This window comes from Streptomyces sp. NPDC037288 (assembly GCF_055603265.1).
In genome coordinates this window covers 59771-80814 of the sequence record NZ_JBVJVY010000024.1, presented here as the reverse complement: position 1 = coordinate 80814, position 21044 = coordinate 59771, and the positions used below count along the sequence as shown (strand labels likewise).

At 72.6% G+C, this 21044-nt stretch carries 21 protein-coding genes; 12 read left to right on the top strand and 9 right to left on the bottom strand.

Annotated elements, in window-relative coordinates:
- Positions 1-116 precede the first annotated feature (116 nt).
- Together ACZ7GZ_RS25445 and ACZ7GZ_RS25440 are read left to right on the top strand one after the other, a co-directional pair.
- A complete protein-coding gene (locus ACZ7GZ_RS25445) occupies positions 117-2363 on the top strand; it encodes a phosphotransferase (RefSeq protein WP_471027616.1) in 2247 nt (748 codons plus the stop codon).
- Positions 2364-2553: 190 nt separating this feature from the next.
- Positions 2554-3093: a DUF6817 domain-containing protein gene (locus ACZ7GZ_RS25440; protein WP_471027614.1), complete on the top strand. Its 540-nt coding sequence runs from the start codon at positions 2554-2556 to the stop codon at positions 3091-3093.
- 92 nt (positions 3094-3185) lie between these two features.
- On the opposite strand, the gene ACZ7GZ_RS25435 is transcribed toward ACZ7GZ_RS25440, so the two are convergent.
- Positions 3186-5573: an ATP-binding cassette domain-containing protein gene (locus ACZ7GZ_RS25435; RefSeq protein ID WP_471027613.1), complete on the bottom strand. Its 2388-nt coding sequence runs from the start codon at positions 5571-5573 to the stop codon at positions 3186-3188.
- Positions 5574-5665: 92 nt separating this feature from the next.
- On the bottom strand, positions 5666-6304 hold the full coding sequence (locus ACZ7GZ_RS25430; RefSeq protein WP_471027612.1) for a LysE family translocator: 639 nt from the start codon (positions 6302-6304) through the stop codon (positions 5666-5668).
- Between the two features lie 161 nt (positions 6305-6465).
- Here ACZ7GZ_RS25430 and ACZ7GZ_RS25425 point away from each other — a divergent pair, with 161 nt between their 5' ends.
- The 3 genes from ACZ7GZ_RS25425 (at position 6466) to ACZ7GZ_RS25415 (ending at position 9328) form a co-directional block, all read left to right on the top strand.
- Positions 6466-7812: an aminotransferase-like domain-containing protein gene (locus tag ACZ7GZ_RS25425; RefSeq protein ID WP_471027611.1), complete on the top strand. Its 1347-nt coding sequence runs from the start codon at positions 6466-6468 to the stop codon at positions 7810-7812.
- Between the two features lie 74 nt (positions 7813-7886).
- Positions 7887-8465, top strand: coding sequence for a carboxymuconolactone decarboxylase family protein (locus ACZ7GZ_RS25420; RefSeq protein ID WP_471027609.1), 579 nt, complete (start codon positions 7887-7889; stop codon positions 8463-8465).
- Positions 8462-9328, top strand: coding sequence for an RNA polymerase sigma-70 factor (locus tag ACZ7GZ_RS25415; protein ID WP_471027608.1), 867 nt, complete (start codon positions 8462-8464; stop codon positions 9326-9328). The genes ACZ7GZ_RS25420 and ACZ7GZ_RS25415 overlap by 4 nt, the downstream gene beginning before the upstream one ends.
- A gap of 3 nt (positions 9329-9331) precedes the next feature.
- Here the strand turns inward: ACZ7GZ_RS25415 and ACZ7GZ_RS25410 are convergent, their stop codons facing one another.
- Together ACZ7GZ_RS25410 and ACZ7GZ_RS25405 are read right to left on the bottom strand one after the other, a co-directional pair.
- Positions 9332-10192 (bottom strand): GNAT family N-acetyltransferase, encoded by an 861-nt coding sequence (locus ACZ7GZ_RS25410; protein WP_471027607.1) that lies wholly within the window; start codon positions 10190-10192, stop codon positions 9332-9334.
- Between the two features lie 68 nt (positions 10193-10260).
- Positions 10261-10932 carry a DUF4097 family beta strand repeat-containing protein gene (locus ACZ7GZ_RS25405; RefSeq protein WP_471027606.1) on the bottom strand — a complete coding sequence of 224 codons (672 nt, stop codon included), beginning with the start codon at positions 10930-10932 and terminating at the stop codon, positions 10261-10263.
- 263 nt (positions 10933-11195) lie between these two features.
- Here ACZ7GZ_RS25405 and ACZ7GZ_RS25400 point away from each other — a divergent pair, with 263 nt between their 5' ends.
- The 3 genes from ACZ7GZ_RS25400 to ACZ7GZ_RS25390 all read left to right on the top strand — a co-directional run bounded on the left by ACZ7GZ_RS25400 (position 11196) and on the right by ACZ7GZ_RS25390 (position 12800).
- Complete coding sequence (locus ACZ7GZ_RS25400; RefSeq protein WP_471027605.1) at positions 11196-11687, top strand: helix-turn-helix domain-containing protein; 492 nt, start codon at positions 11196-11198, stop codon at positions 11685-11687.
- A gap of 74 nt (positions 11688-11761) precedes the next feature.
- Positions 11762-12358 carry a hypothetical protein gene (locus tag ACZ7GZ_RS25395; protein WP_471027603.1) on the top strand — a complete coding sequence of 199 codons (597 nt, stop codon included), beginning with the start codon at positions 11762-11764 and terminating at the stop codon, positions 12356-12358.
- A gap of 127 nt (positions 12359-12485) precedes the next feature.
- Positions 12486-12800: a DUF2516 family protein gene (locus ACZ7GZ_RS25390; RefSeq protein WP_471027700.1), complete on the top strand. Its 315-nt coding sequence runs from the start codon at positions 12486-12488 to the stop codon at positions 12798-12800.
- A gap of 72 nt (positions 12801-12872) precedes the next feature.
- Here ACZ7GZ_RS25390 and ACZ7GZ_RS25385 read toward each other — a convergent pair whose 3' ends face one another.
- The 3 genes from ACZ7GZ_RS25385 to ACZ7GZ_RS25375 form a co-directional block, all read right to left on the bottom strand.
- Positions 12873-14180: a PP2C family protein-serine/threonine phosphatase gene (locus ACZ7GZ_RS25385; RefSeq protein WP_471027601.1), complete on the bottom strand. Its 1308-nt coding sequence runs from the start codon at positions 14178-14180 to the stop codon at positions 12873-12875.
- Between the two features lie 288 nt (positions 14181-14468).
- Complete coding sequence (locus ACZ7GZ_RS25380; RefSeq protein ID WP_471027699.1) at positions 14469-15536, bottom strand: C40 family peptidase; 1068 nt, start codon at positions 15534-15536, stop codon at positions 14469-14471.
- A 167-nt stretch (positions 15537-15703) separates the two neighbouring features.
- Positions 15704-16489, bottom strand: a complete 786-nt coding sequence (locus tag ACZ7GZ_RS25375) for a class I SAM-dependent methyltransferase (protein ID WP_471027599.1) — start codon at positions 16487-16489, stop codon at positions 15704-15706.
- 236 nt (positions 16490-16725) lie between these two features.
- On the opposite strand from ACZ7GZ_RS25375, the gene mshA reads away from it, so the two are divergent.
- Together mshA and ACZ7GZ_RS25365 are read left to right on the top strand one after the other, a co-directional pair.
- Positions 16726-18063, top strand: a complete 1338-nt coding sequence (gene mshA / locus ACZ7GZ_RS25370) for a D-inositol-3-phosphate glycosyltransferase (protein ID WP_471027598.1) — start codon at positions 16726-16728, stop codon at positions 18061-18063.
- Positions 18056-18559, top strand: a complete 504-nt coding sequence (locus tag ACZ7GZ_RS25365) for a type III secretion system chaperone family protein (protein WP_471027597.1) — start codon at positions 18056-18058, stop codon at positions 18557-18559. The genes mshA and ACZ7GZ_RS25365 overlap by 8 nt, the downstream gene beginning before the upstream one ends.
- Positions 18560-18582: 23 nt before the next feature.
- Here the strand turns inward: ACZ7GZ_RS25365 and ACZ7GZ_RS25360 are convergent, their stop codons facing one another.
- Positions 18583-19302 carry a helix-turn-helix transcriptional regulator gene (locus ACZ7GZ_RS25360; RefSeq protein ID WP_471027596.1) on the bottom strand — a complete coding sequence of 240 codons (720 nt, stop codon included), beginning with the start codon at positions 19300-19302 and terminating at the stop codon, positions 18583-18585.
- Here ACZ7GZ_RS25360 and ACZ7GZ_RS25355 point away from each other — a divergent pair.
- A complete protein-coding gene (locus ACZ7GZ_RS25355) occupies positions 19301-19726 on the top strand; it encodes a DUF2000 family protein (RefSeq protein ID WP_471027595.1) in 426 nt (141 codons plus the stop codon). The genes ACZ7GZ_RS25360 and ACZ7GZ_RS25355 overlap by 2 nt on opposite strands.
- 16 nt (positions 19727-19742) lie before the next feature.
- Here ACZ7GZ_RS25355 and ACZ7GZ_RS25350 read toward each other — a convergent pair whose 3' ends face one another.
- Positions 19743-20216, bottom strand: coding sequence for a carboxymuconolactone decarboxylase family protein (locus ACZ7GZ_RS25350; RefSeq protein ID WP_471027594.1), 474 nt, complete (start codon positions 20214-20216; stop codon positions 19743-19745).
- 524 nt (positions 20217-20740) lie between these two features.
- On the opposite strand from ACZ7GZ_RS25350, the gene ACZ7GZ_RS25345 reads away from it, so the two are divergent.
- Complete coding sequence (locus ACZ7GZ_RS25345; protein ID WP_471027593.1) at positions 20741-20950, top strand: hypothetical protein; 210 nt, start codon at positions 20741-20743, stop codon at positions 20948-20950.
- Positions 20951-21044: the final 94 nt, after the last annotated feature.

The window sequence follows — 21044 nt, the reverse complement described above, 5'->3', positions numbered from 1 at the left end:
GGAGGAACGGCAACGAGCCGGCCCTCGGCCTGGCACAGACGAGTGGCGGACCACCCGCCCGGCTGCTCGACTGGGCCCGACCCTTCCTTTTCGCGCGATCGACCCCGGAGCGGCCAGTGGGCGCACCGCCTGTTCCCCGTGCCGCGGCCGGGGGGCACGCCGGCAGAATTCCAGCGGACGTCGTCCGGGCGTTCCTGGCCCGCGCGTTCGCCACCCGGCCGAGGGGCCCCGGCTTCCACCACGACAACCACGTGCTGCCGCTGACCGAGCCGCTGGCCCGGTTGCTCGGCCGGGAGCCGGGCACCCTGGTGACCGTACGGGTGGCGCGACCGGACGTGCCGCCGGTGGTGATCCGTACCTGGCCGAGCGAGCCGGAGATCCTGCGGGCGGTGCGGGCCGTACTGCCGCAGGTGCCGGAATGCCTGCTGGACGGGGACGGCTTCGCCCTCCACAGCCATGCCGAGGGCACCCCGCTGGCCGAGCTGTGCGGCCCCGGCAAACCGGTCGCCGGGCCCCTGCTGACCGAGCTGGCGGAGCTGCTCGCGGCCATCGCGCAGGTGCGCGGCGCGGCCCTGCCGCCGCTGCCGTCGTCCTGGCCGGCCAACCACACCGACTCCCAGGCCTTCCTGCGCGCCCTCGCCCACCAGGCCGACCGGCAGATCCGCCGGCCCAACTGGAGCCGCTACGGCGGCCTGTTCACGGCCCTCGGCGTGCCCGAGGACGCCCTGCTGCGGTTCGCCGACCGGGTGCCGGCGATGACCCGGCGGCCGTACGGCCTGCTCCACGGCGATCTGCACCGCGGCAACCTGGTGGTGCCGGCCGCCGGTGACGCGCCGCTGCACTGCCTGGACTGGGAACTGGCGGGCTACGGCGACCCCTTGCACGACCTCGCCGTCCACCTCGTGCGGATGCGCTACCCCGACCACCAGTGGCCCGAGGCCACCGGCGCCTGGGAGCGGGCGGTACGCCGGGTGCGGCCCGCCGCGACCGCCGGACTGCACAAGGACCTGCGCCACTACGTCGCCTTCGAGCACGCGCAGTCTCTCTACGCGGACGTGATCCGCGCCGCGCGCTCCCTGGAGGACTCCTGCGGCCGGCGGCGCCTGGACGAGGCGACCGCCGCCGTGCACGCGGCCCTGCGCCGCGCCACCGAGCCGCTGCGGCTGGGCCGGGTGCCGGAGCAGCCGGAGATCGAGCGGATCCTCTTCCGGCGGGGGGTCTCGGCCGGTGCCCGGCGGCCCGGCGCGGCGGGTCGCGCCCGCCGGGGCATCGCCTGGACCCCGGACCGGCGGGTGCCCGAGCACCCCGCGTTCGGGCACCGCGCGGTCGGCGACGCGCTGTTCCTGGAGGGCGCGGCCCCGGCCGAGCGGGTGTTCAAGGGCGCCGCGCACCTCAACACGGTGATCCAGGTCCCCGGCGCGCCCTTCCCCGTCGTCGTCCGGCGGGAGGCGACCGTCGTGCTGCGGCGCGAGCGCAGCTTCCTCAGCGAGCACGCCGTCCTCGCGGCGATCGAGCGGTCCGGGGCGTTGGTGGCCGCGCCCCGGGTGCTGGCGCTCGGCGAGAGCCACGCCACCGATCCCGCCCACCGCTACGCCGGGGACCGGTTCGCCGTCCACACCTACGAGGCCGGCCGCGACCTCGGCCGCAGACCCGAGCACCCGGTGCACGGGCTGCGCCCGCACGAGGCGGACCGCCTGGTCGACCAGCTGGCCGCGCTGGCCGGGATCGACTACGCCACGGTCGACCCGGTGGCCGGCCGGCCCGGCTTCTACGGCTGGCTCAGCGACCAGCTGGTCGCGCTGGTGGCCGGGCTGCCCCGCCAGTCCCAGCGGCTGGCCCGCTTCCTCGGCCTGCCCGACGCGCCCCGGCTGCGCGAGATCCTCGCCCGGCACCAGGTCACCGACCGCGCCCCCGCCCTGCTGCACGGCGACCTCAACCCCTGGAACCTGGTGCGCCGCGACGACGACCTGGCGCTGACCCTCATCGACTGGGAACTGGCCCTGGTCGGCGACCCGCTGTACGAGCTGGTCCGGCACATGCACCTCACGCCGACCCGGCCGGAGATCCGCGACCGCATGTTCCGCCGCTGGGAGAGCCTGCTGCCCGCCCGGTTCACCCGGAACTGGCAGCAGGACTGGCGGGTGTACCGGTGGATCGAGATCGTCCGCTCCGCCTACGTCGACCTCGACCGCCTGGTCACCGGGACGAGCCTGGACGCCCCCAACGTGCGCCGCGCGGTGGAGTCGTACGCGATGACCCTGGCGGCGGCCATCGCCTCCCTGGGCCTGTCGTCCCGGCGCCGGACCGACCCGTACCTCGCCCGCACCCTGGCCTGGCCGACCCGTCCGGGCGGCGCTGCGTAGGCTCGCCCCATGGGTGCGTGGCGGAAGCGGGGGAGCGGGGCGCGCACCGGCTGTACGGAGCGCGCGGTCCATGACCGGGGTGAAGCGAAAGCTCGGGCCGGCGGAGGAGAACCGAGGATTGACCGGCCCGCACCGGCCGCCGGATGATCGGCAGGGCGACGTCCCGCGGACCGACGGACGGAGGGGGCCCGTGCCGGATTCCCCGACCACCGCGCTCGCGTTCCTGCGCGGCCTGGGAGCCGCCGAGCTCGCGCATCCGGGCGGCACCCTCCTCGCGCATCTCCAGCGCGTCGAACGGCAACTGGCGCGGTGGGGCGCCCGCCCGGCTCTCCGGCTCGCGGGCCTGTGCCACGCCTGCTACGGAACCGACGGCTTTCCCGACGCCCTGCTGCCGCCCGGGCGCCGCGCCGGACTGGCGGCCGTCATCGGTGCCGAGGCCGAGGCACTCGTGTACCTGTACGGCTCCTGCGACCGCAAGGCCACCTATCCGGCGCTCGCCGAGGACGACGGGGTCTTCCAGGACCGGTTCACCGGCCGCGCCCACGTCCCCGGGGCCGGCCAGCGCCGGGACTTCGCCGAGCTGACCGCCGCCAACGAACTCGACCTCGCCCGCCTGGACCCCGCCTTCCGCAGCCGGTGGGGGCCGGCCCTCCTCGGCCTCTTCACCCGCGTCCGCCCCCTGCTGAGCGCACCGGCCTGGTCGACGTGCGAGGCGGTGCTCGCGGGGTAGCCCGGAAGGTGACGCCGGCTGCACCTCCCCAGAGGCGAGGGGAACTGCGCGATCAGCCACGACGCACCCGCACTCGGGAGACGGCACTCGGCTCAACGGCGCCGAACCGCGCCCTCACACCCCACGTACTCGGCCAGGTGCTCGCCGGTCAGCGTGGGCCGCGCGGCGACCAGCTCGGCCGGGGTGCCCTCGAAGACGACGCGGCCGCCGTCGTGGCCGGCGCCGGGGCCGAGGTCGATGATCCAGTCGGCGTGGGCCATGACCGCCTGGTGGTGTTCCACGACGATCACCGACTTGCCGGAGTCGACCAGGCGGTCCAGGAGGGAGAGGAGCTGTTCCACATCCGCCAGGTGGAGGCCTGTCGTCGGCTCGTCCAGGACGTAGATCCCGCCCTTGTCGGCCATGTGCGTGGCCAGCTTCAGGCGCTGGCGTTCGCCGCCGGACAGGGTGGTGAGCGGCTGGCCGAGGGTGAGGTAGCCGAGGCCGACGTCGGACATGCGGTCGAGGATCCGGTGGGCCGCCGGGAGGTGCCCCTCGCCCGCGCCGAAGAACTCCTCCGCCTCGGCCACCGGCATCGCCAGCACCTCCGCGATGTCGCGCCCGCCGAAGGTGTACTCCAGCACCGAGGCCTGGAACCGCTTGCCCTCGCACTCCTCACAGGTCGTGGCGACACCGGCCATCATCGCCAGGTCGGTGTAGACGACCCCGGCGCCGTTGCAGGCGGGGCAGGCACCCTCGGAGTTGGCGCTGAACAGCGCCGGTTTCACGCCGTTGGCCTTGGCGAACGCCTTGCGGATCGGCTCCAGCAGCCCGGTGTACGTCGCCGGGTTGCTGCGGCGCGACCCGCGGATCGGCGTCTGGTCGATCGACACCACACCCTCGCCGGCCGGGATCGACCCGTGCACCAGTGAACTCTTGCCGGAGCCGGCGACCCCGGTGACGACGCACAGCACGCCCAGCGGGATGTCGACGTCGACGCCTTGCAGGTTGTGCGTCGTCGCGCCCCGGATCTCCAGGGCACCGGCCGGCTTGCGCACCGTGTCCTTGACGGCGGCCCGGTCGTCCAGGTGGCGGCCGGTGAGCGTGCCGCTGGCCCGCAGCCCCTCGACGGTGCCCTCGAAGCACACGGTGCCGCCCGCCGTGCCCGCGCCGGGACCGAGGTCGACGACGTGGTCGGCGATCGCGATGGCCTCCGGCTTGTGCTCCACGACCAGCACGGTGTTGCCCTTGTCGCGCAGCCGCAGCAGCAGCTCGTTCATCCGCTGGATGTCGTGCGGGTGCAGTCCGATGGTCGGTTCGTCGAAGACGTACGTGACGTCGGTGAGCGAGGAGCCGAGGTGGCGGATCATCTTCACGCGCTGGGCCTCACCGCCCGACAGCGTGCCCGCCGGCCGGTCGAGCGAGAGATAGCCGAGGCCGATCTCCACGAACGAGTCGAGGGTGTGCCGCAGCGAGTCGAGCAGCGGCGCCACCGACGGCTCGGCCAGGGACCGTACCCACTCGGCCAGGTCGCTGATCTGCATAGCGCACGCGTCGGCGATGCTGACACCCGCGATCTTCGAGGACCGGGCCGCCTCGGTGAGCCGGGTGCCCGCGCACTCCGGGCAGGTGGTGAAGGTGACCGCACGGTCCACGAACGCCCGGATGTGCGGCTGCATGCCCTCCTTGTCCTTGGCGAGCATCGACTTCTGGATGCGCGGGATCAGACCCTCGTAGGTCATGTTGATGCCCGCGATCTTCATCCGGGTCGGTTCCTTGTACAGGAAGGCGTGCAGCTCCCGCTTGGTGAACTGCCGGATCGGCTTGTCGGGGTCGTACAGGCCGGACTCCGTGTAGAGGCGGTGGTTCCAGCCGCCGGACTTGTAGCCGGGGACGGTCAGCGCGCCCTCGTTGAGGGACAGGGAGTCGTCGAAGAGCTGGGTGAGGTCGAGGTCGGAGACCGTGCCCCGGCCCTCGCAGCGCGGACACATGCCGCCGGTGACGCTGAAACTGCGCCGCTCCTTCACCTGCTGCCCGCCGCGCTCCACGGTGACCGCACCGGCGCCGCTGACCGAGGCCACGTTGAAGGAGAACGCCTTGGGCGAGCCGATGTACGGCCTGCCGAGCCGGCTGAACAGGATGCGCAGCACGGCGTTGGCGTCGGTGGCGGTGCCGACGGTGGAGCGGGGGTCGGCGCCCATCCGCTGCTGGTCCACGATGATCGCGGTCGTGATCCCGTCGAGCACGTCGACCTCGGGCCGCGCCAGCGTGGGCATGAAGCCCTGCACGAACGCGCTGTACGTCTCGTTGATCAGCCGCTGTGACTCGGCGGCGATCGTGTCGAACACCAGCGAGCTCTTGCCCGAGCCGGACACGCCGGTGAACACCGTCAGCCGGCGCTTGGGGAGCTCGACGCTGACGTCCTTGAGGTTGTTCTCGCGGGCGCCGTGCACCCGGATCAGGTCGTGGCTGTCGGCGGCGTGCGGGGCGGTGAGGTCCATGGCGGCCACGCTAGCGGGGGTGCACCGGCCGGCGCTTCTCGATTCCTGACCGCTCCTGACCCCTCCTGACGACTCCTGACGGCCTTGGCCGGCTACGCCGGGCCCGAGGTGTCGACGGCCAGGGAGACGGCCAGAGCGCCGAGGACCGTACCCATCATGTAGCGCTGCGCCTTCAGCCAGGAGGGGCGGTGGGAGAGGAAGACGGCGATCGTGCCGGCGGCGAGCACGATGGCCGTGTTGACCGCGATGCTGACCACGATCTGGAACGAGCCGAGGATCAGCCCCTGGAGCAGGACATGGCCCTTGTCCAGGTCGATGAACTGGGGGATGAGGGACACGTACATGATGGCGATCTTCGGATTGAGCAGGTTCGTCATCAGGCCCATGGTGAACAGCCTGCGCGGCGAGTCGTGCGGCACGTCCTGCGGGTCGAAGACGGAGATGCCGCCCGGCTTCAGCGCGTTCCAGGCGAGGTGGGCGAGGTAGGCGGCGCCGGCCAGCTTCACGGCGACGTACAGTTCGGGCACCGCGAGGAAGACGACCGACAGGCCGAGGTTCGCGGCGAGCAGGTACACCATGAAGCCCAGCGCCACACCGCCGAGGGAGATCATCCCGGCGCGCCGGCCCTGGGTGATGCTCCGGGAGACGAGATAGATCATGTTCGGGCCGGGGGTGAGCACCATGCCGAGTGCCACCACCGACACACCGAGGATCCCGCTCGGTTCCACCATGAAAACCCCCTCGTCGAGTGCCGGACGCGGTGCCGGACGCGGTGCCGGACGCGGTGCAATGCCAGGAGCGTACGGCGGGGCAATAGTTCAGTGCAATCAAAACATTGCGCTCGGTGCAATCCTGTGGTGGGATGGGCTCGGGCGACGAGGGGAGCAGGGCCGTGCAGGACTACCGGAGCGTCGCCGACGCCGTGGCCGGGGAGATCAGGTCCGGCGCCCTGCGGCCGGGCGACCGCCTGCCCCCGCAACGCACCTTCGCGCGGCAGCGCGGCATCGCCAACTCCACCGCCACGCGCGTGTACCGGGAACTGGCCCGCCGCGGCCTGACGGTGGGCGAGGTGGGCCGCGGCACGTTCGTGCGCGCGGCGTCCGCGGACTCGGGCGGCTCCGGCCTCGCGCTCACCGAACCGGCGTCCGCCCGCGTCGACCTGGGGCTCAACTACCCGGCCGTCCCCGAGCTGAGCGCCCTGCTCGCCGACGGGCTCGGCGCTCTGCTGCGCCCCGACGCGCTCGGCCACGTCCTCGGGCCGGTCGGCGCGGCCGGCCTGCCGGCCGTGCGGGAGTCCGCCGCCGATCTCCTGGCCCGCGGCGGCTGGCGCCCCGACCCCGCGCGGATCCTGTTCGCGGGCAACGGACGCCAGGCCCTCTCGGCCGTCGTCACCGCCCTGGTGCCGCCCGGCGGTCGCCTCGGTGTGGAGGAGCTGACGTACCCCGTCGTCAAGGCCGTGGCCGCGCGGCTCGGCATCACCCTCGTACCGCTGGCCATGGACCGGGACGGACTGGTCCCGCAGGCCGTGGCCGAGGCACACGCCGCGCTCGGGCTGCACGCCGTGTACGTGCAGCCGAGGGTGCACAACCCGCTGTCGCTGTCGATGCCCGAGGAGCGGGTCGCAGAGCTGGCGGAGGTCCTGGACAGGCTCGCGCTGCCCGCCGTCGAGGATGCCGTCTGGGCGTTCCTGCGCGACGAACTGCCGCCGCTCGCCGCCCGTGCCCCCGAACGGACCGTCCTGGTCGACAGCCTGTCCAAGCGCATCGCACCCGGTCTGACCCTCGGCTTCGCGGTGGCTCCGCCCACCCTGGCGAGCGAGATCGCCGCCGGTCTGCGCTCGGGCGGCGGGGTCCCCATGCGCTTCGCCCTGGAGGCCGCTCACCGCTGGCAGCAGGACGGCACCGTGCGCAAGCTGGTGCGGGCCAAACAGCGGGAGGCGGCGGTACGGCAGCGGATCGCGGCCCGGCAGCTGGCCGGTCTCGCCGTGCGGAGCGATCCGCGCTCCTACCACTGCTGGTGGCAGCTGCCGCGCCCGTGGCGCGCGGACACGTTCGTCGCCGCCGCCGCACGGCACGGCATCGGGGTGGTCCCCGCGGCCGCGTTCACCGTCGGCGACCACCACGCGCCGAACGCCGTCCGGCTGGGCCTGGCCACGGCCCGGCCGGACGTCCTCACCCAGGCGCTCGGCACCCTCGCGGGCCTCGCCCGGTCGGCTCCGGAGGACCTCGTCACCGACTGACGACGCAGGGATGTCACATGCGCGCCCTCGGCGGTGTCTTCATGTCGAACCGGTAAGCACACGAGGAGGACACCATGACGCTCCGCGTCCCGAAGGCCGAGATCGACCCCGAGACCAGGGAAAGCCTGATCGAGCAGTTGGGTGCCGTGCCCGAACCCCTCGAGGCCACCTGGCACAACCCCGCCGTCGCCCAGGCGGGCCAGGAGATGGGGGTCAGGATGAGCGGGTGGAACGCGGCGGACGAGAGCCTGAAGTCGTTCGTGCACATGGCCGTCGCCGCGCAGGTCGGCTGCAGCTGGTGCCTCGACGTCAACTACTTCCAGGCACAGAACAAGAACCTGGACCTGACCAAGGCGAGTCAGGTACCGCGCTGGCGGGAATCGGACGTCTTCACCCCGCTGGAGCGGGACGTGATGGAGTACGCCGAGGCCATGACGGCCACGCCGCCGACCGTCTCGGACGACCTGTCCGCGCGCCTGCTGGACCGGCTCGGACCGGCGGCGTTGGTCGAGATCACCGCGTCGATCGCCTTCGCCAACTTCGCGACCAGGAACAACACGGCGCTCGGGGTGAAGTCGCAGGGCTTCTCCGACGCCTGCGAGATCCCCCTGGCCGCACGGACCGCGACGTCCGGGCCGGCACCGGCGGCATGACACAGGATCCGTTCGTCGCCCACCGCAGCCTGCTCTTCACGGTCGCCTACGAGATGCTCGGCTCGGCGGCCGACGCGGAGGACGTGCTGCAGGAGTCCTGGCTGCGGTGGGCCGGCGCCGACCACGCGCAGGTGCGCGACCCGCGGGCGTACCTGGTCCGGATCGTCACCCGGCAGGCGCTCAACCGGCTGCGCACCCTCGCCCGCAGCCGCGAGGAGTACGTCGGTGAGTGGCTGCCGGAACCGCTGCTGACCAGCCCCGATGTCGCCGAGGACGTCGAACTCGCGGAGAGCGTCTCGGTCGCGATGCTGACCGTACTGGAGACGCTCGGGCCGACCGAGCGGGCGGTGTTCGTACTCCGCGAGGTCTTCGAGCTGAGCTACGGCGACATCGCCGAGGCCGTCGGTAAGACGGCCGCCACGGTACGGCAGATCGCGCGGCGTGCCCGCGAGCACGTGGCGGCCCGGCGCCCGCGCGTGCGGGTGAGCCGCTCGGAGCAGCAGGCCGTGGTGGAACGCTTCCTGGCCGCGCTGCGCACCGGGCAGCTTCAGGACCTGCTGGCGGTCATGGCCCCGGACGTGGTCATGGTCACCGACGGGGGCGGAGTGGTGGCCGCCGCGCTGGTTCCGTTCCACGGGGCCGGCCAGGTCGCGGAGGTGCTCGCGCGCGCCCACCGGGTGGTGGACACGCTGGAGGCGACGGCCGTGTGGCTCAACGGAACACCGGCCGGCCGCATCGAGTTCGACGGCGAACCGAGCGCGGTGTGCCTCACGGTGGAGGACGGCCGGATCACCCGTATCCACGTCGTCCGCAACCCCCACAAGCTGACCCGCCTGAACGAACCGATCCGGCTCGCCCGGTAGGCATCAGAAGTCGTACACGGCGAAGTCGGTGACCGGGACGTATCCGATGCGCTGGTAGAGGGCGTTGCTGGTGGGGTTGGCCGCGTTGGTGAACAGCACCACCTCCGTGGCGCCCGCGGCCAGCGCGGCCCGGCTCACCTCGGCGGTCACGGCGCCCGCGTAGCCGCGACCGCGCAGGTGGGCCGGGGTGTGGACGGGGTCCACCCGGACCTGGCCGGCGACCATCGGGTTCACGCCCGCCATGGAGACGGGCGTGCCGTCCGGGGTCTCCCAGAAGGTGTAGCGCTTCTCGGCGAAGCGTGTGCCGGCCCAGGAAGCGGCGTCGACGGAGACGGCCTCCCCGACGTCCGCGGCGAACTCACGGCACCAGCGCACGAGGTGGTCATGGTCCTGCTCGCCCACGAGCCGGCCCCGGCCCGCCGGGGCCGGCTCCGGCGGGGTGAGCGTGCCGAGGCGGTACAGCTGGAGCCGGACGCGGAGCGTCGGTGTCGCGCCTGTGTGCCGCTGCCAGGCCTCGGCGAAAGCGGTGGCGGTGCCGTGGTCCGCGCTGACGTAGGGAAGGGAGTGTCCCAGGGCGACCAGGTGGGCGGCGAGGGCATCGGCCTGCTCGGGAGTGAGAGAGGTGACGCTCAGGCCGCGGGACGGGAGGCGGTAGAAGGTGGCGCCGACCTCGCCCGCGCGCTCCAGCCGGCCGAACACGGGGGCTTGGCCTCGGGTGCCGTGTGCGGCCGTCCCCCGCGTGCGCAGTTTCTCGGTCACCGTCAGCGGCATGGTGTGCAGAGCGGGGCGCGAGCGCAGGAAGTCTCCGGCTCGGGCGAGGAAGTCGTCGACGTCTTCGGTGAGGTGCCAGCCATCCGGGCGCATGCCCCGACGTTATCCGGGCTTGTGCGCCAGGAAGGTGGCACAGACCCGGGAGCGTCGCGTGCGGCTCCTCAGAGGCTGCGGGCGTCGATGTCGCCGTGGTCGGTGGTCGCGTGGATGTTCAGGTCGGCGGCGGCGCCCTGGGCGTTCCTGAGCGCGTTGTGGATGCGTCCGTAGCGGGTGCCGGCGTCCAGGGAGGCGGACACTCCGGCGGCGGCGCCGACCGACAGATCGCCCGTCGAGGTGCGCAGCACGACCGTGCCGCGCACGGCCTCGGCGATCCGGATGTCGCCCTTTTGTGTGCTGATCTCCGCGGAGCCCCCCAGGCGGCCGACCGAGACGTCACCGGCGAGGGCGGTGAGGCGGACGTTCGCGGCCTCGTCCACCTCGATCGCGCCGTCCGCGCCGTCGAAGGCGACGTCGCCGAGCCGTCCGACGGACCGGAACTCGGTGGCGGCGGCCTTCACCTCGACCCGGGAACCGGCGGGCAGCTGGACGGTCACCTCCAGGGAGCCGGAGTTCCCGAGCAGCGCGTTCTTCGCGGGCGGGGCCGCGATCCGCAGGACGCCGTCGGCGTATTCGACCTTGGTCTGCTCGGCCGCCTTCACGTCGCGGCCCTTCGAGGCGTTCGCGGGCCGCACCTCGACCGTGGTGTCGGCCCGGTCGGCGGCGACGAACTGGACGCGTCCCGCGGGGACGTCGAGGACGGCGGAGATCGGGGCGGGGCTGTCGAACTTCTGCATCGTGCTCTCCTCCTGCGGCTGTGTTTCCGACATGAGAAACGCTACGTTGCGTTCATGGATTGAGCAATACGTTCGCCGCATGGTGCCGGTATCACCGCAGCTAGAGAGCCGAATATTGTTGCAACGGTCCGTTTTTAACGCAACGGTGAGCGTTCGGCCCGTTGCATTGGATGGGATGCGAACGCTACGGACGCCGTCCGGGGCGACACACTCTTGCAAGCAGGTGCTTGCAATTGTTAGCGAGAGTGCGGCAAGGTGGGGGCATGGCATCGCTGAACGTCGGCAACCTCGGTGAGTACCTGCGCGAACAGCGGCGGAACGCCCAGCTGTCGCTGCGGCAACTCGCCGACGCCGCCGGGGTGTCCAATCCCTACCTGAGCCAGATCGAGCGCGGGCTGCGCAAGCCCAGCGCGGAGGTGCTCCAGCAGGTCGCCAAGGCTCTGCGCATCTCCGCCGAGACGCTGTACGTCCGCGCCGGGATCCTCGACGCCGAGCGGGACCGGGACGAAGTGGAGACGCGCGCCGTCATCCTCGCCGACCCCTCGCTCAACGAGCGGCAGAAGCAGGTGCTGCTGCAGATCTACGAGTCCTTCCGCAAAGAGAACGGATTCGGGATCGGCGATCCCGCCGCGGGCGAGGACGCGGCGGACCAGGCGGGGGACGCGGACGAGGACACCGGCGGCACCGCCGTGCGCGGCACCCGCACGGCCGACGGAAGCGACGTCGATGCCGGTCCGCGGCGGACGGCCGGATAACCGGACCAAGGCGCCGGCCCCCACCGCGGACCACACCAACCTCAGCCGAACGCGAATCCGGGAGGACCATCACCATGGCCATCACTGACGACCTGCGCAAGACCCTCAGCGACCCGACTCCGCTCTACTTCGCCGCCGGCACCGCCGACCTCGCCCTCCAGCAGGCCAAGAAGGTGCCCGCCCTGGTCGAGCAGCTGCGCGCCGAGGCCCCGGCCCGCATCGAGGCCGTGCGCAACACCGACCCGAAGGCCGTGCAGGAGAAGGCCGCCGCCCGGGCCAAGGAGGCGCAGGAGACCCTCCAGACCAAGGTGAACGAGTTCATCGGCACGCTCGACGTCGACCTGAAGAAGCTCGGTGAGCAGGCCCAGGACCTCGCGCTGCGCGGGGTCGGCGTCGCCGCCGAGTACGCCGTCAGGGCCCGCGAGACCTACGAGAAGGTCGCCGAGCACGGTGAGCAGGCCGTGAAGAGCTGGCGCGGCGAGGCCGCCGAGGAGATCGAGGACCTGGCGATCGCCGTCGAGGGCAGGTCCGAGCCGGCCGAGGCCACGGACGGGCCGAAGCCGGCCGAGGCCGAGGCCGGGCCCGCCGCGGAGAGGAAGCCGGCGGCGAAGAAGGCCCCGGCTCCCCGGAAGTCCACCACCGTGAAGAAGACGACGCCTCCGGCCAAGTGACCGGGGCCGGGGCGTGACAACGGGCCGGGCACCTTGGGGGTGTCCGGCCCGTTGTACGGGTACGGTGGGTACGGACGACTCGACTCGGGTGGTGGGCATTGTGCTGATGACGGCGGTCGGCGGAGCGATGTGGCTGATCTTCACCGCCATGCTGGCGCTCGCCATCGTGGCGTTCGTGATGGCCGCGATCTTCCGCGAGGACGCGTACCGCGCCGCGGACAAGCAGAACAAGGGCTTCTGGCTGATCATCCTCGGCGTCGCGGTCGCCGTGAACCTGTTCGTACCGATGCTGTTCCTGCAGCTCGCGGGCCTGGTCGCCACGATCGTCTTCTTCGTGGATGTCAGGCCTGCGCTTCAGCAGGCCGGGGGCCGGGGATTTCGCCGCCGGGGGCGAGGCAGCAGCAGCGACGGTCCCTACGGGCCGTACAACGGCGGACGCTAGGGGCGTCTCGCCGTAGGGCCACCGGCTGACCGCCGGGTGCGACGGCGAAGAGCCCCTACGGCGCGACCCCGATCACGGCGCCCGATCCAGCAGCACCACAGCCACGTCGTCCGTCAGCTCGCCCCCGTTGAGGTCCCGCACCTCACTGACCGCCGCCCGCAGCAGGTTCTCCCCGCGCAGCCCCTCGGACAGCTGCCGGCGGATCATCTCCACCATGCCGTCCTGGCCGAGCCGCTCTCCGCCCGCACCGACCCGGCCCTCGATCAGACCGTCGGTGTAGAGCATCAGGCTCCACTCGGAGCCCAGCTCCACCTGCATCCGCGGCCAGCGGGCGCCGGGGAGCAGGCCGAGGGCGGGGCCGTTGTTGTCGTACGGGAGGAGACGAGCCGTCCGGCCCGGGCGGGCCAGCAGCGGGGCGGGATGGCCGGCCAGGCACAGGCCCGCGCGGCGGCCGTCAGGGGCGATGTCCACCGTGCACAGCGTCGCGAAGATCTCCTCGTCCGCACGCTCGTGCTCCAGCACCTCCTGGAGGGTGCCGAGCAGTTCGTCCCCGCACAGGCCCGCCAGCGTCAGCGCCCGCCAGGCGATGCGCAGCTCCACGCCGAGCGCGGCCTCGTCCGGGCCGTGGCCGCAGACGTCGCCGATCATGGCGTGCACGGTGCCGTCGGGTGTGCGGACGGCGTCGTAGAAGTCGCCGCCGAGCAGCGCACGCGAGCGGCCGGGGCGATAGCGGGCGGCGAAGCGCAGCGAGGAGCCCTCCAGCAGGGGCGTGGGCAGCAGCCCGCGCTCCAGGCGGCGGTTCTCCTGCGCGCGCAGCCGGCCCTCCGCCAGCCGCCGCTCGGCCGTGTCGGAGCGTTTCCGCTCCACCGCGTACCGGATGGCGCGGCTGAGCAGCCGGCCGTCCAGCTCGTCCCGGAAGAGGTAGTCCTGCGCGCCCACGCGCACGGCCTCGGCGCCGCGCTCGGCGTCGCCGGAGGCGGTCAGCGCGAGGACGGCATGCCGGGGCGCGAGCCGGAGGACGTGCCGGAGCACGGCCAGCTCGTCGTCGGTGCCGCTGCCGCCCGGCGCCGGGAGCGCCAGGTCCAGCAGGATGCAGTGCACGTCGTCGGTGAGCAGCCGCTCGGCCTCGGTGAGGTTGCGGGCGGTGCGGACGCGGATCGGCTTGCCGGACGGGTCCAGCAGCTCGGGCACGATCGGCGAGCCGGCCGGATCGTCCTCGATCAGCAGCAGTGTGAGAGTGGCGCCGGTGCCGTGGACGGTCGTGGCGTCGCGGTGGGCCTCTTCCTTGAGGGGGCCGCCGCCGGCAACCGGGGCAGCAGCCTGCGCCTGACCACTCTCCACGGCCGGGATCGCTCTCTGCCGCGGTACGGGTACGGGCATCGTCGTGGGTTCCTTCCCTCCCCCCGAGGGCATTGGTGGCACCGAGGGTCTCGAGGCCACCGACGGGTGACCATAGCGGCTCGGCCCGCCCCGATGGAATGGTGTGAGCCGCGTCGCTCCCGCGCAGACCGCTGTCATATGCCGCGTTCCGTACGACAGTTGGACAGGACGACCCGGCGGCGGGGATGACGAAGCTCACGCGGCACCCGGTGGCGTACGGGGGTTGGGCGTGCGGTGGGTCACATGACGGGGTCCGCACGAGGCGTGTGCGCCGTCATATGACCTGCCTCACGCGTCCGGTCGTACGACCCCCAGGATCGGCATCGAGCCGGCGCCCGCGACCGTCACCGTGCGTCCGGGGCGCGGGGCGTGGATGATCGCGCCGTCGCCGACGTACATCGCGACATGGCTGGCGTCGTCGAAGTAGATGATGAGGTCGCCGGGGCGCATGTCCTTGACGTCGACGTGCTTGAGCTGTCTCCACTGCTCCTGCGAGGTGCGCGGGATGGGGTGGCCCGCCGCCGCCCACGCCTGTGAGGTCAGGCCCGAGCAGTCGTAGGTCTCCGGGCCCTCGGCGCCCCACACGTACGGCTTGCCGAGCTGGTCGGTGGCGAACGCGACGGCCTTCTCGCCCTGCGCGGACGCCGCACCGTGCACCTTCTTGAGGATGCCGGTGTCGAGCCACTTCGTCTGCGCCTTCAGCGCGGCCTGCTCCTCCAGCCTGGCGAGCCGTTCCCGGTCCTTCTTCTCCAGTTCGGACTCGAGCTTCTCGGCGGCGGAGATCTGCTGCTGGATCCTCTTCTTGGCGGCGGCCTTGGCCGTGCGCTCGGCGTCCAGCTTCTTCCACTGCTCGGCGGCGTCGTCGGCGTAGCCCTGCAACTGCTTCTGCGTGCCGGCCAGTTCGCCGATCAGGGACTTCGTGGCCCGCTGGCCCTGCAGTACCAGGCCCGCCCCGTCCAGGACCTGGCCGGGATCGTCGCTGAGCAGGAACTGGGCGGTGGGCGGCATGCCGCCGGTGCGGTACTGCTCGCGGGCGGCGGCGCCCGCCTGGTTCCTGAGCCTGGCGAGCCGCTGCTGCCCCTGGTCGATCTTCTTCGCCAGCGCGACGATCGTGGCGGACTGCCGCTTCGCCTTCTCCTCGGCCGCGTTGTAGGCGTCGGTGGCGACGGCCGCGTCGTGGTAGAGCTTGTCGAGCTTCTCGCGGACCTGCTCAAGGTCCTTGCCCGGCGGGGGAGTCGGGGACGCGCTCGGAGTGGGCGCCGGGCCGGCGAAGGCCGTGCCGGGCGCGCCCAGCACGGTCACCGCGCAGACCACGGTCACGGCGGCCGAGAGGATGCTGCGCTTGCCCCAGCCCATCACACATGCCCCCAAGCTGATTTACCGTCAGTAACTTACGGTGCCCCGGGGATGGTGCCATGTCGCGCCGCAAAGCGACAGAGGCGGGCGGCGCGACGAATCTCCCCGCCGGTGTGACGAACGGTGCACGAGGATCGTTCCGCCCCGCCACCCCCGAACGGGTGAGATCAGCTCAGCGGCGCCAACGCCTCCCACGCCACCGTCACTTCACCCTGCCGCCAGCGCGACGGGGGGTCCGTCACCGGCCAGTCGGCAGCCAGGTCCCGTACCGCGCGCAGCCAGCGCTGGCGGGCGCCGTAGGAGGCGTAGGGCGCGGCGGCGGCCCAGGCGCGGTCGAAGTCCCGCAGGAAGGCGTGCACGGGCTCGCCGGGGACGTTGCGGTGGATCAGAGCCTTCGGCAGCCGCTCGGCGAGGTCGGAGGGCTGCTCCAGGGAGCCCAGCCGGGTCGCGAACGTCACCGTCCTCGGACCCTCCGGACCGAGCGCCACCCACACGTGCCGCCGCCCGATCTCGTCGCACGTCCCCTCGACCAGCAGCCCGCCGCGCGAGCCGCCGCCCGCCGGGGCGAGCCGTGCGCACAGCCGCGCCCAGACGGCGGCGACCTCGGTCTCGTCGTACTGGCGCAGCACGTTGGCGGCCCGGATGAGCATCGGCCGCCCGGGCACGGGGACCTCGAAGCCGCCGTGCCGGAAGGTGAGCCCCTCCCGCTCGTACGCCCTCGCCGCCGCGACCCGTTCCGGCTCGATCTCGATGCCGACGACGCGTGTGCGGGGCGCGACGGTCGTGAGGCGTCCGAGCAGCTCCACGGCCGTCCAGGGGGCGGCGCCGTAGCCGAGGTCGACGGCCAGGGGATCGCCGGCGCGCCGCAGTTCGCTGCCGTGTGCCGCGGCGATCCAGCGGTCCATGCGGCGCAGCCGGTTGGGGTTGGTGGTCCCGCGCGTCACGTTTCCCACGACGGGGGTCCTCCCACTCGGGCGGAGCCGAGGGCGGGGGAGGGTCGCTGCGCGGGCTGTCATGTGTACGAGGGTAAGGGGGAGCTCCGCGGGGGCGCGGGACCGTATCCCCGAAGGTAATGATTGGGCAAAGCCCCTTGGGCGGGAAATGGCAGCGCACCCGTCCGCTGTTGGACCACCGTGGAGGACGAGGTCGGTCCTCCGTCCGGCATGCCCGCAGCAAGGAGGACGGCCACGTGAGCCAGTACGTCAGCAGGCTCGGGCGACGCTCCCCGTCGGCCGCGTCACGGCTCCGTCTGCTCCGCAGGCCCCGACGGGTCGCGATGCTCTCCGTGCACACCTCTCCGCTCCACCAGCCCGGCACCGGCGACGCCGGCGGCATGAACGTCTACATCGTGGAGCTGGCCCAGCGGCTCGCCGCGATCAACATCGAGGTCGAGATCTTCACCCGGGCCACGGCCGGCGGCCTCGCCCCCACGGTCCAGCTGGCCCCCGGCGTCCTCGTCCGGCACGTCGACGCGGGCCCCTACGAGGGCCTGGCCAAGGAGGAGCTCCCGGCCCAGCTGTGCGCCTTCACGCACGGCGTGATGCAGGCCTGGGCCGGTCACCGCCCCGGCCACTACGACCTCGTCCACTCCCACTACTGGCTCTCCGGCCACGTCGGCTGGCTCGCCGCCCAGCGCTGGGGCGTGCCGCTGGTGCACGCCATGCACACCATGGCCAAGGTCAAGAACGCCAACCTGGCCGACGGCGACACCCCCGAGCCCGCCGCCCGGGTCATCGGCGAGACCCAGATCGTGGCCGCCGCCGACCGGCTCATCGCCAACACGGCGGAGGAGTCCGACGAGCTGGTACGGCACTACGCCGCCGACCCCGCGAAGGTCGCCGTCGTGCACCCGGGCGTCAACCTCGACCGCTTCCGCCCGGCCGACGGCCGCGCCGCCGCCCGCGCCCGCCTCGGCCTGCCGCAGGACGCCCTGATCCCGCTCTTCGCCGGCCGCATACAGCCCCTGAAGGCCCCGGACATCCTCCTGCGCGCGGTGGCGGTGCTGCTGGAGGAACGCCCGGAGCTTCGCTCGCGCATCCTCGTCCCGGTCGTCGGCGGCCCGAGCGGCAGCGGGCTCGCCAAGCCCGAGGGGCTGCAGAAGCTCGCCGCGCGGCTCGGCATCGCGGACGTCGTACGGTTCCGCCCGCCGGTCGGCCAGGAGCAGCTCGCGGACTGGTTCCGGGCCGCGTCCGTGCTCGTGATGCCGTCCTACAGCGAGTCCTTCGGCCTGGTCGCCATAGAGGCACAGGCGGCCGGCACGCCGGTGCTCGCCGCCTCGGTCGGCGGGCTGCCGGTGGCCGTGCGCGACGGCCGCACCGGCTTCCTCGTGGACGGCCACAAGCCGGCCGACTACGCGCGCGTGCTGAGCCGTTTCGCCGACGAGCCGTCCCTCGCGACGAGCATGGGCGAGGCCGCCGCGCGCCACGCCCGGTCCTTCGGCTGGGACACGGCCGCCGCCGCGACCGCCGACGTCTACACGGCCGCGACCCAGTCCCACCGCCGTCGCGTACGCTCCCACCATGGGTGATGGCAACAAGGCGGTCGGGCAGGTCCTGGAAGCCGTCCTGAAGGACGCCGAGCTGGAGTGGGAGAGCCCCGAGCCCGGAAACTACGTCGTCAAGCTCCCCGGCACCCGCAAGCTGTCCACGACGGTCTCCTTCCTGGTGGGCCGCCACTCCCTCTCCCTGAACGCCTTCGTCATCCGGCACCCCGACGAGAACGAGGCCGGTGTCCACCGCTGGCTCCTGGAGCGCAACCTCAAGCTGTACGGCGTGGGTTACGCCGTCGACCGCCTCGGCGACATCTACGTCACCGCCCGTCTGCCCCTCGCCTCCGTCACCCCCGACGAGATCGACCGCCTCCTCGGCCAGGTCCTGGAGGCGGCCGACGGCGCCTTCAACACCCTCCTGGAGCTGGGCTTCGCCTCCTCGATCCGCAAGGAGTACGCCTGGCGCGTGTCCCGCGGCGAGTCCACACGCAACCTGGACGCGTTCAGGCACCTGATCGAACGTCCCGCCGACTGACCGCGGCCCGCCCCGTACGACGCTCAGCGCGAGCTGCTTCGGTAGCGCCCCGGTGGCACCCCGACCAGCTTCCTGAAGTGCCGGGTGAGATGGGCCTGGTCGTAGAACCCGGTGACCGAGGCCACCTCGCCCGGTGCCAGCCCGTCCAGCAGCAGCCGCCGGGCGCGCCCGACCCGCCGCGACATCAGGTACTGGTGCGGGGCGATGCCGTACGCGCCGCTGAACGCCCGCACCAGGTGGGCGGGATGGGCATGCAGCAGACGCGCGGCCTCCTCCAGCGGGACGCCGTCGACGACACGGGCGTCGAGCAGCTCCCGCAGCGAACGGGCGAGAACGGGATCCGGGCGGTGCTCCGCGGCGGCCGTCCGGCGCAGATGGTCCCGCAGCCGCTCCGCGACGAGGGTCAGCCTGCTCTCCGCCTCCAGTTCGTCACCGGGCCGGGCGAGGGCGGAGTGCAGCTGCCCGACGCGCCGGCGCAGCACGTGCGGCGGGAGCAGGCTGACGGTGTCGTGCGGGGTGCCGTGCTCGTGCCGGTCGAGGTCGTAGCGTACGGCCCCGTCGTCCACGATGAGCAGCGTCCAGGCGTCGTGGACGTGCATCGGGTAGGCGTACTCGGTGAAGCGGGCGTGGAAGACCTCGGTGACGCCCGGGACGCGGGGGCGCCACGCGCTGACTTCCTGCCGGGCGGCCACGCAAAGAACGTACAAGACGACGCCGTACGACGCCCGGCAGTCTCCTGCCATGAGCGCTGAACCCATCCGTTTCGACACGAAGATCGCCGTGCTGCTGCGCGCGGACCTGGCGCCCTGGCAGCGCCTGAACGTCACCGCGTTCCTGGTCAGCGGCCTCGGCAGCCAGGTGCCCGAGGTGATCGGCGAGCCGTACGAGGACGCGGACGGGGTCGGCTACCTGCCCATGTTCCGCCAGCCGGTGCTGGTCTTCGAGGGCACCAAGGAGACCCTGAAGGCGGCGCACGGCAGGACGCTGAGCCGCGCCCTGCCGTGCGCCGTCTTCCCCTCGGACCTGTTCGGGACCGGTGCCGACCGCGACAACCGGGCGGCGGTCCGGGCCGTACCGACGGACGGGCTGGACCTGGTGGGGCTGGCGGTGTACGGCCCGAGGAACGGCGTGGACAAGGTGCTGAAGGGGGCTCGGATGCACCCGTGACGGGGCTGCCTGCCGCTCAGCCGAACATGCCGGGCATGTAGTCGCCGGCGGGCTGCTGGACGAGGACGTTGATGCGGTTGTAGGCGTTGATGAGGGCGATCAGCGCGACGAGGGCGGCGAGCTGGTCCTCGTCGTAGTGCTTGGCGGCGTTCGCCCAGACCTCGTCCGGGACGCCACCGGCCGCGTCGGCGATCCGGGTGCCCTGCTCCGCCAGCTCCAGCGCGGCCCGCTCGGCGTCGCTGAACACCTTGGCCTCCCGCCAGGCCGCGACCAGGTGCAGCCGCTGCGCCGTCTCCCCGGCGGCGGCGGCGTCCTTGGTGTGCATGTCGAGACACATCCCGCAGCCGTTGATCTGGCTGGCCCGGATCTTCACCAGCTCCTGCGTGGCGGCCGGCAGGCTGGAGTCCGAGACCGCCTTCCCCGCCGAGTTGAAGTACTTGAAGAACTTGCCGGAGACGGGGTTCTCGAAGAGGTTCAGACGCGCGTCCATGATCTGCTCCCGTGTGGTGGCTGGGGTCTGTTTGCCTGTGTGTTCGGTGCCTGGTGGCTACACCTCTGTGACGGAACGATCCGAGGAGATGTGACACGGCCGCCTGTGACGCGCGCCATACGCCGCGCGGTGCACGCGGACGGCGCGCCCGCCGAAGAGATCACGCCCGAATCTGCACAGCGCGTACGCAACTGCGGAGCCGCCGGTTCCGTTGGTACGGAGTTGTCCTGGTCGGCGTGGCGCTGGCAAGCCCTGCGGTCCGCCCATGTGCCCCGGCGTGTGGAGAAGCTGCCCCCAAAGCGTGACCGTGCCCGCACGGTTCGGTCACCCGGCGCGGCAACTGGCCCGGTGCGGGCCTCGGTTGGCTGGATGCCCGGAGCGCTCCGTGATTTGATCGCTCGCGCCGCCGGGATCGCGCCACGGTGTCCTGAAAAGGACGGCGCGTGCCTGCGGTCGCGGCCCACCGTCTGTCCCCAGCGGGGCCGCTTCCCCTGTGGACCACCCATGCGAAGGGCAGTTACCCCATGAACTCCGCTCACCAGGTGCAGACCCTCGAGATCTCCGACGCCGACCTCGACACCGTCGCCGGCGGCCTGAGCCCCGAGGCCGGCTTCACTCTCGACTCCACCACCCTCAGCAGCGCCGACCTGCTGTCCCAGCTCGACGTCGTCAAGGGCGAGGCGCTGGGCACCCTCGGCCAGTCCCACCAGGTCGGCTTCAACGCCGCCCTCTGATCACTCCGATCACCGCACCGAGCCCCCTGCCGGGAGAGATCGAGGCAGGGGGCTCGGTCACTCCGCTCCTAATAAGATCCACACACTTTTATTA

Excerpts from the sequence above, each read along its gene's own strand:
- ACZ7GZ_RS25385 (WP_471027601.1), bottom strand. The coding sequence starts at position 14,180 with ATGCCCGTACCCGTACCGCGGCAGAGAGCGATCCCGGCCGTGGAGAGT.
- ACZ7GZ_RS25435 (WP_471027613.1), bottom strand. The coding sequence starts at position 5,573 with ATGGACCTCACCGCCCCGCACGCCGCCGACAGCCACGACCTGATCCGG.
- ACZ7GZ_RS25400 (WP_471027605.1), top strand. The coding sequence starts at position 11,196 with ATGGCATCGCTGAACGTCGGCAACCTCGGTGAGTACCTGCGCGAACAG.
- ACZ7GZ_RS25390 (WP_471027700.1), top strand. The coding sequence starts at position 12,486 with ATGTGGCTGATCTTCACCGCCATGCTGGCGCTCGCCATCGTGGCGTTC.
- ACZ7GZ_RS25405 (WP_471027606.1), bottom strand. The coding sequence starts at position 10,932 with ATGCAGAAGTTCGACAGCCCCGCCCCGATCTCCGCCGTCCTCGACGTC.
- ACZ7GZ_RS25410 (WP_471027607.1), bottom strand. The coding sequence starts at position 10,192 with ATGCGCCCGGATGGCTGGCACCTCACCGAAGACGTCGACGACTTCCTC.
- ACZ7GZ_RS25430 (WP_471027612.1), bottom strand. The coding sequence starts at position 6,304 with ATGGTGGAACCGAGCGGGATCCTCGGTGTGTCGGTGGTGGCACTCGGC.
- ACZ7GZ_RS25345 (WP_471027593.1), top strand. The coding sequence starts at position 20,741 with ATGAACTCCGCTCACCAGGTGCAGACCCTCGAGATCTCCGACGCCGAC.
- ACZ7GZ_RS25415 (WP_471027608.1), top strand. The coding sequence starts at position 8,462 with ATGACACAGGATCCGTTCGTCGCCCACCGCAGCCTGCTCTTCACGGTC.
- ACZ7GZ_RS25360 (WP_471027596.1), bottom strand. The coding sequence starts at position 19,302 with ATGGCAGGAGACTGCCGGGCGTCGTACGGCGTCGTCTTGTACGTTCTT.
- ACZ7GZ_RS25395 (WP_471027603.1), top strand. The coding sequence starts at position 11,762 with ATGGCCATCACTGACGACCTGCGCAAGACCCTCAGCGACCCGACTCCG.
- ACZ7GZ_RS25380 (WP_471027699.1), bottom strand. The coding sequence starts at position 15,536 with ATGGGCTGGGGCAAGCGCAGCATCCTCTCGGCCGCCGTGACCGTGGTC.
- ACZ7GZ_RS25355 (WP_471027595.1), top strand. The coding sequence starts at position 19,301 with ATGAGCGCTGAACCCATCCGTTTCGACACGAAGATCGCCGTGCTGCTG.
- ACZ7GZ_RS25350 (WP_471027594.1), bottom strand. The coding sequence starts at position 20,216 with ATGGACGCGCGTCTGAACCTCTTCGAGAACCCCGTCTCCGGCAAGTTC.
- ACZ7GZ_RS25420 (WP_471027609.1), top strand. The coding sequence starts at position 7,887 with ATGACGCTCCGCGTCCCGAAGGCCGAGATCGACCCCGAGACCAGGGAA.
- ACZ7GZ_RS25365 (WP_471027597.1), top strand. The coding sequence starts at position 18,056 with ATGGGTGATGGCAACAAGGCGGTCGGGCAGGTCCTGGAAGCCGTCCTG.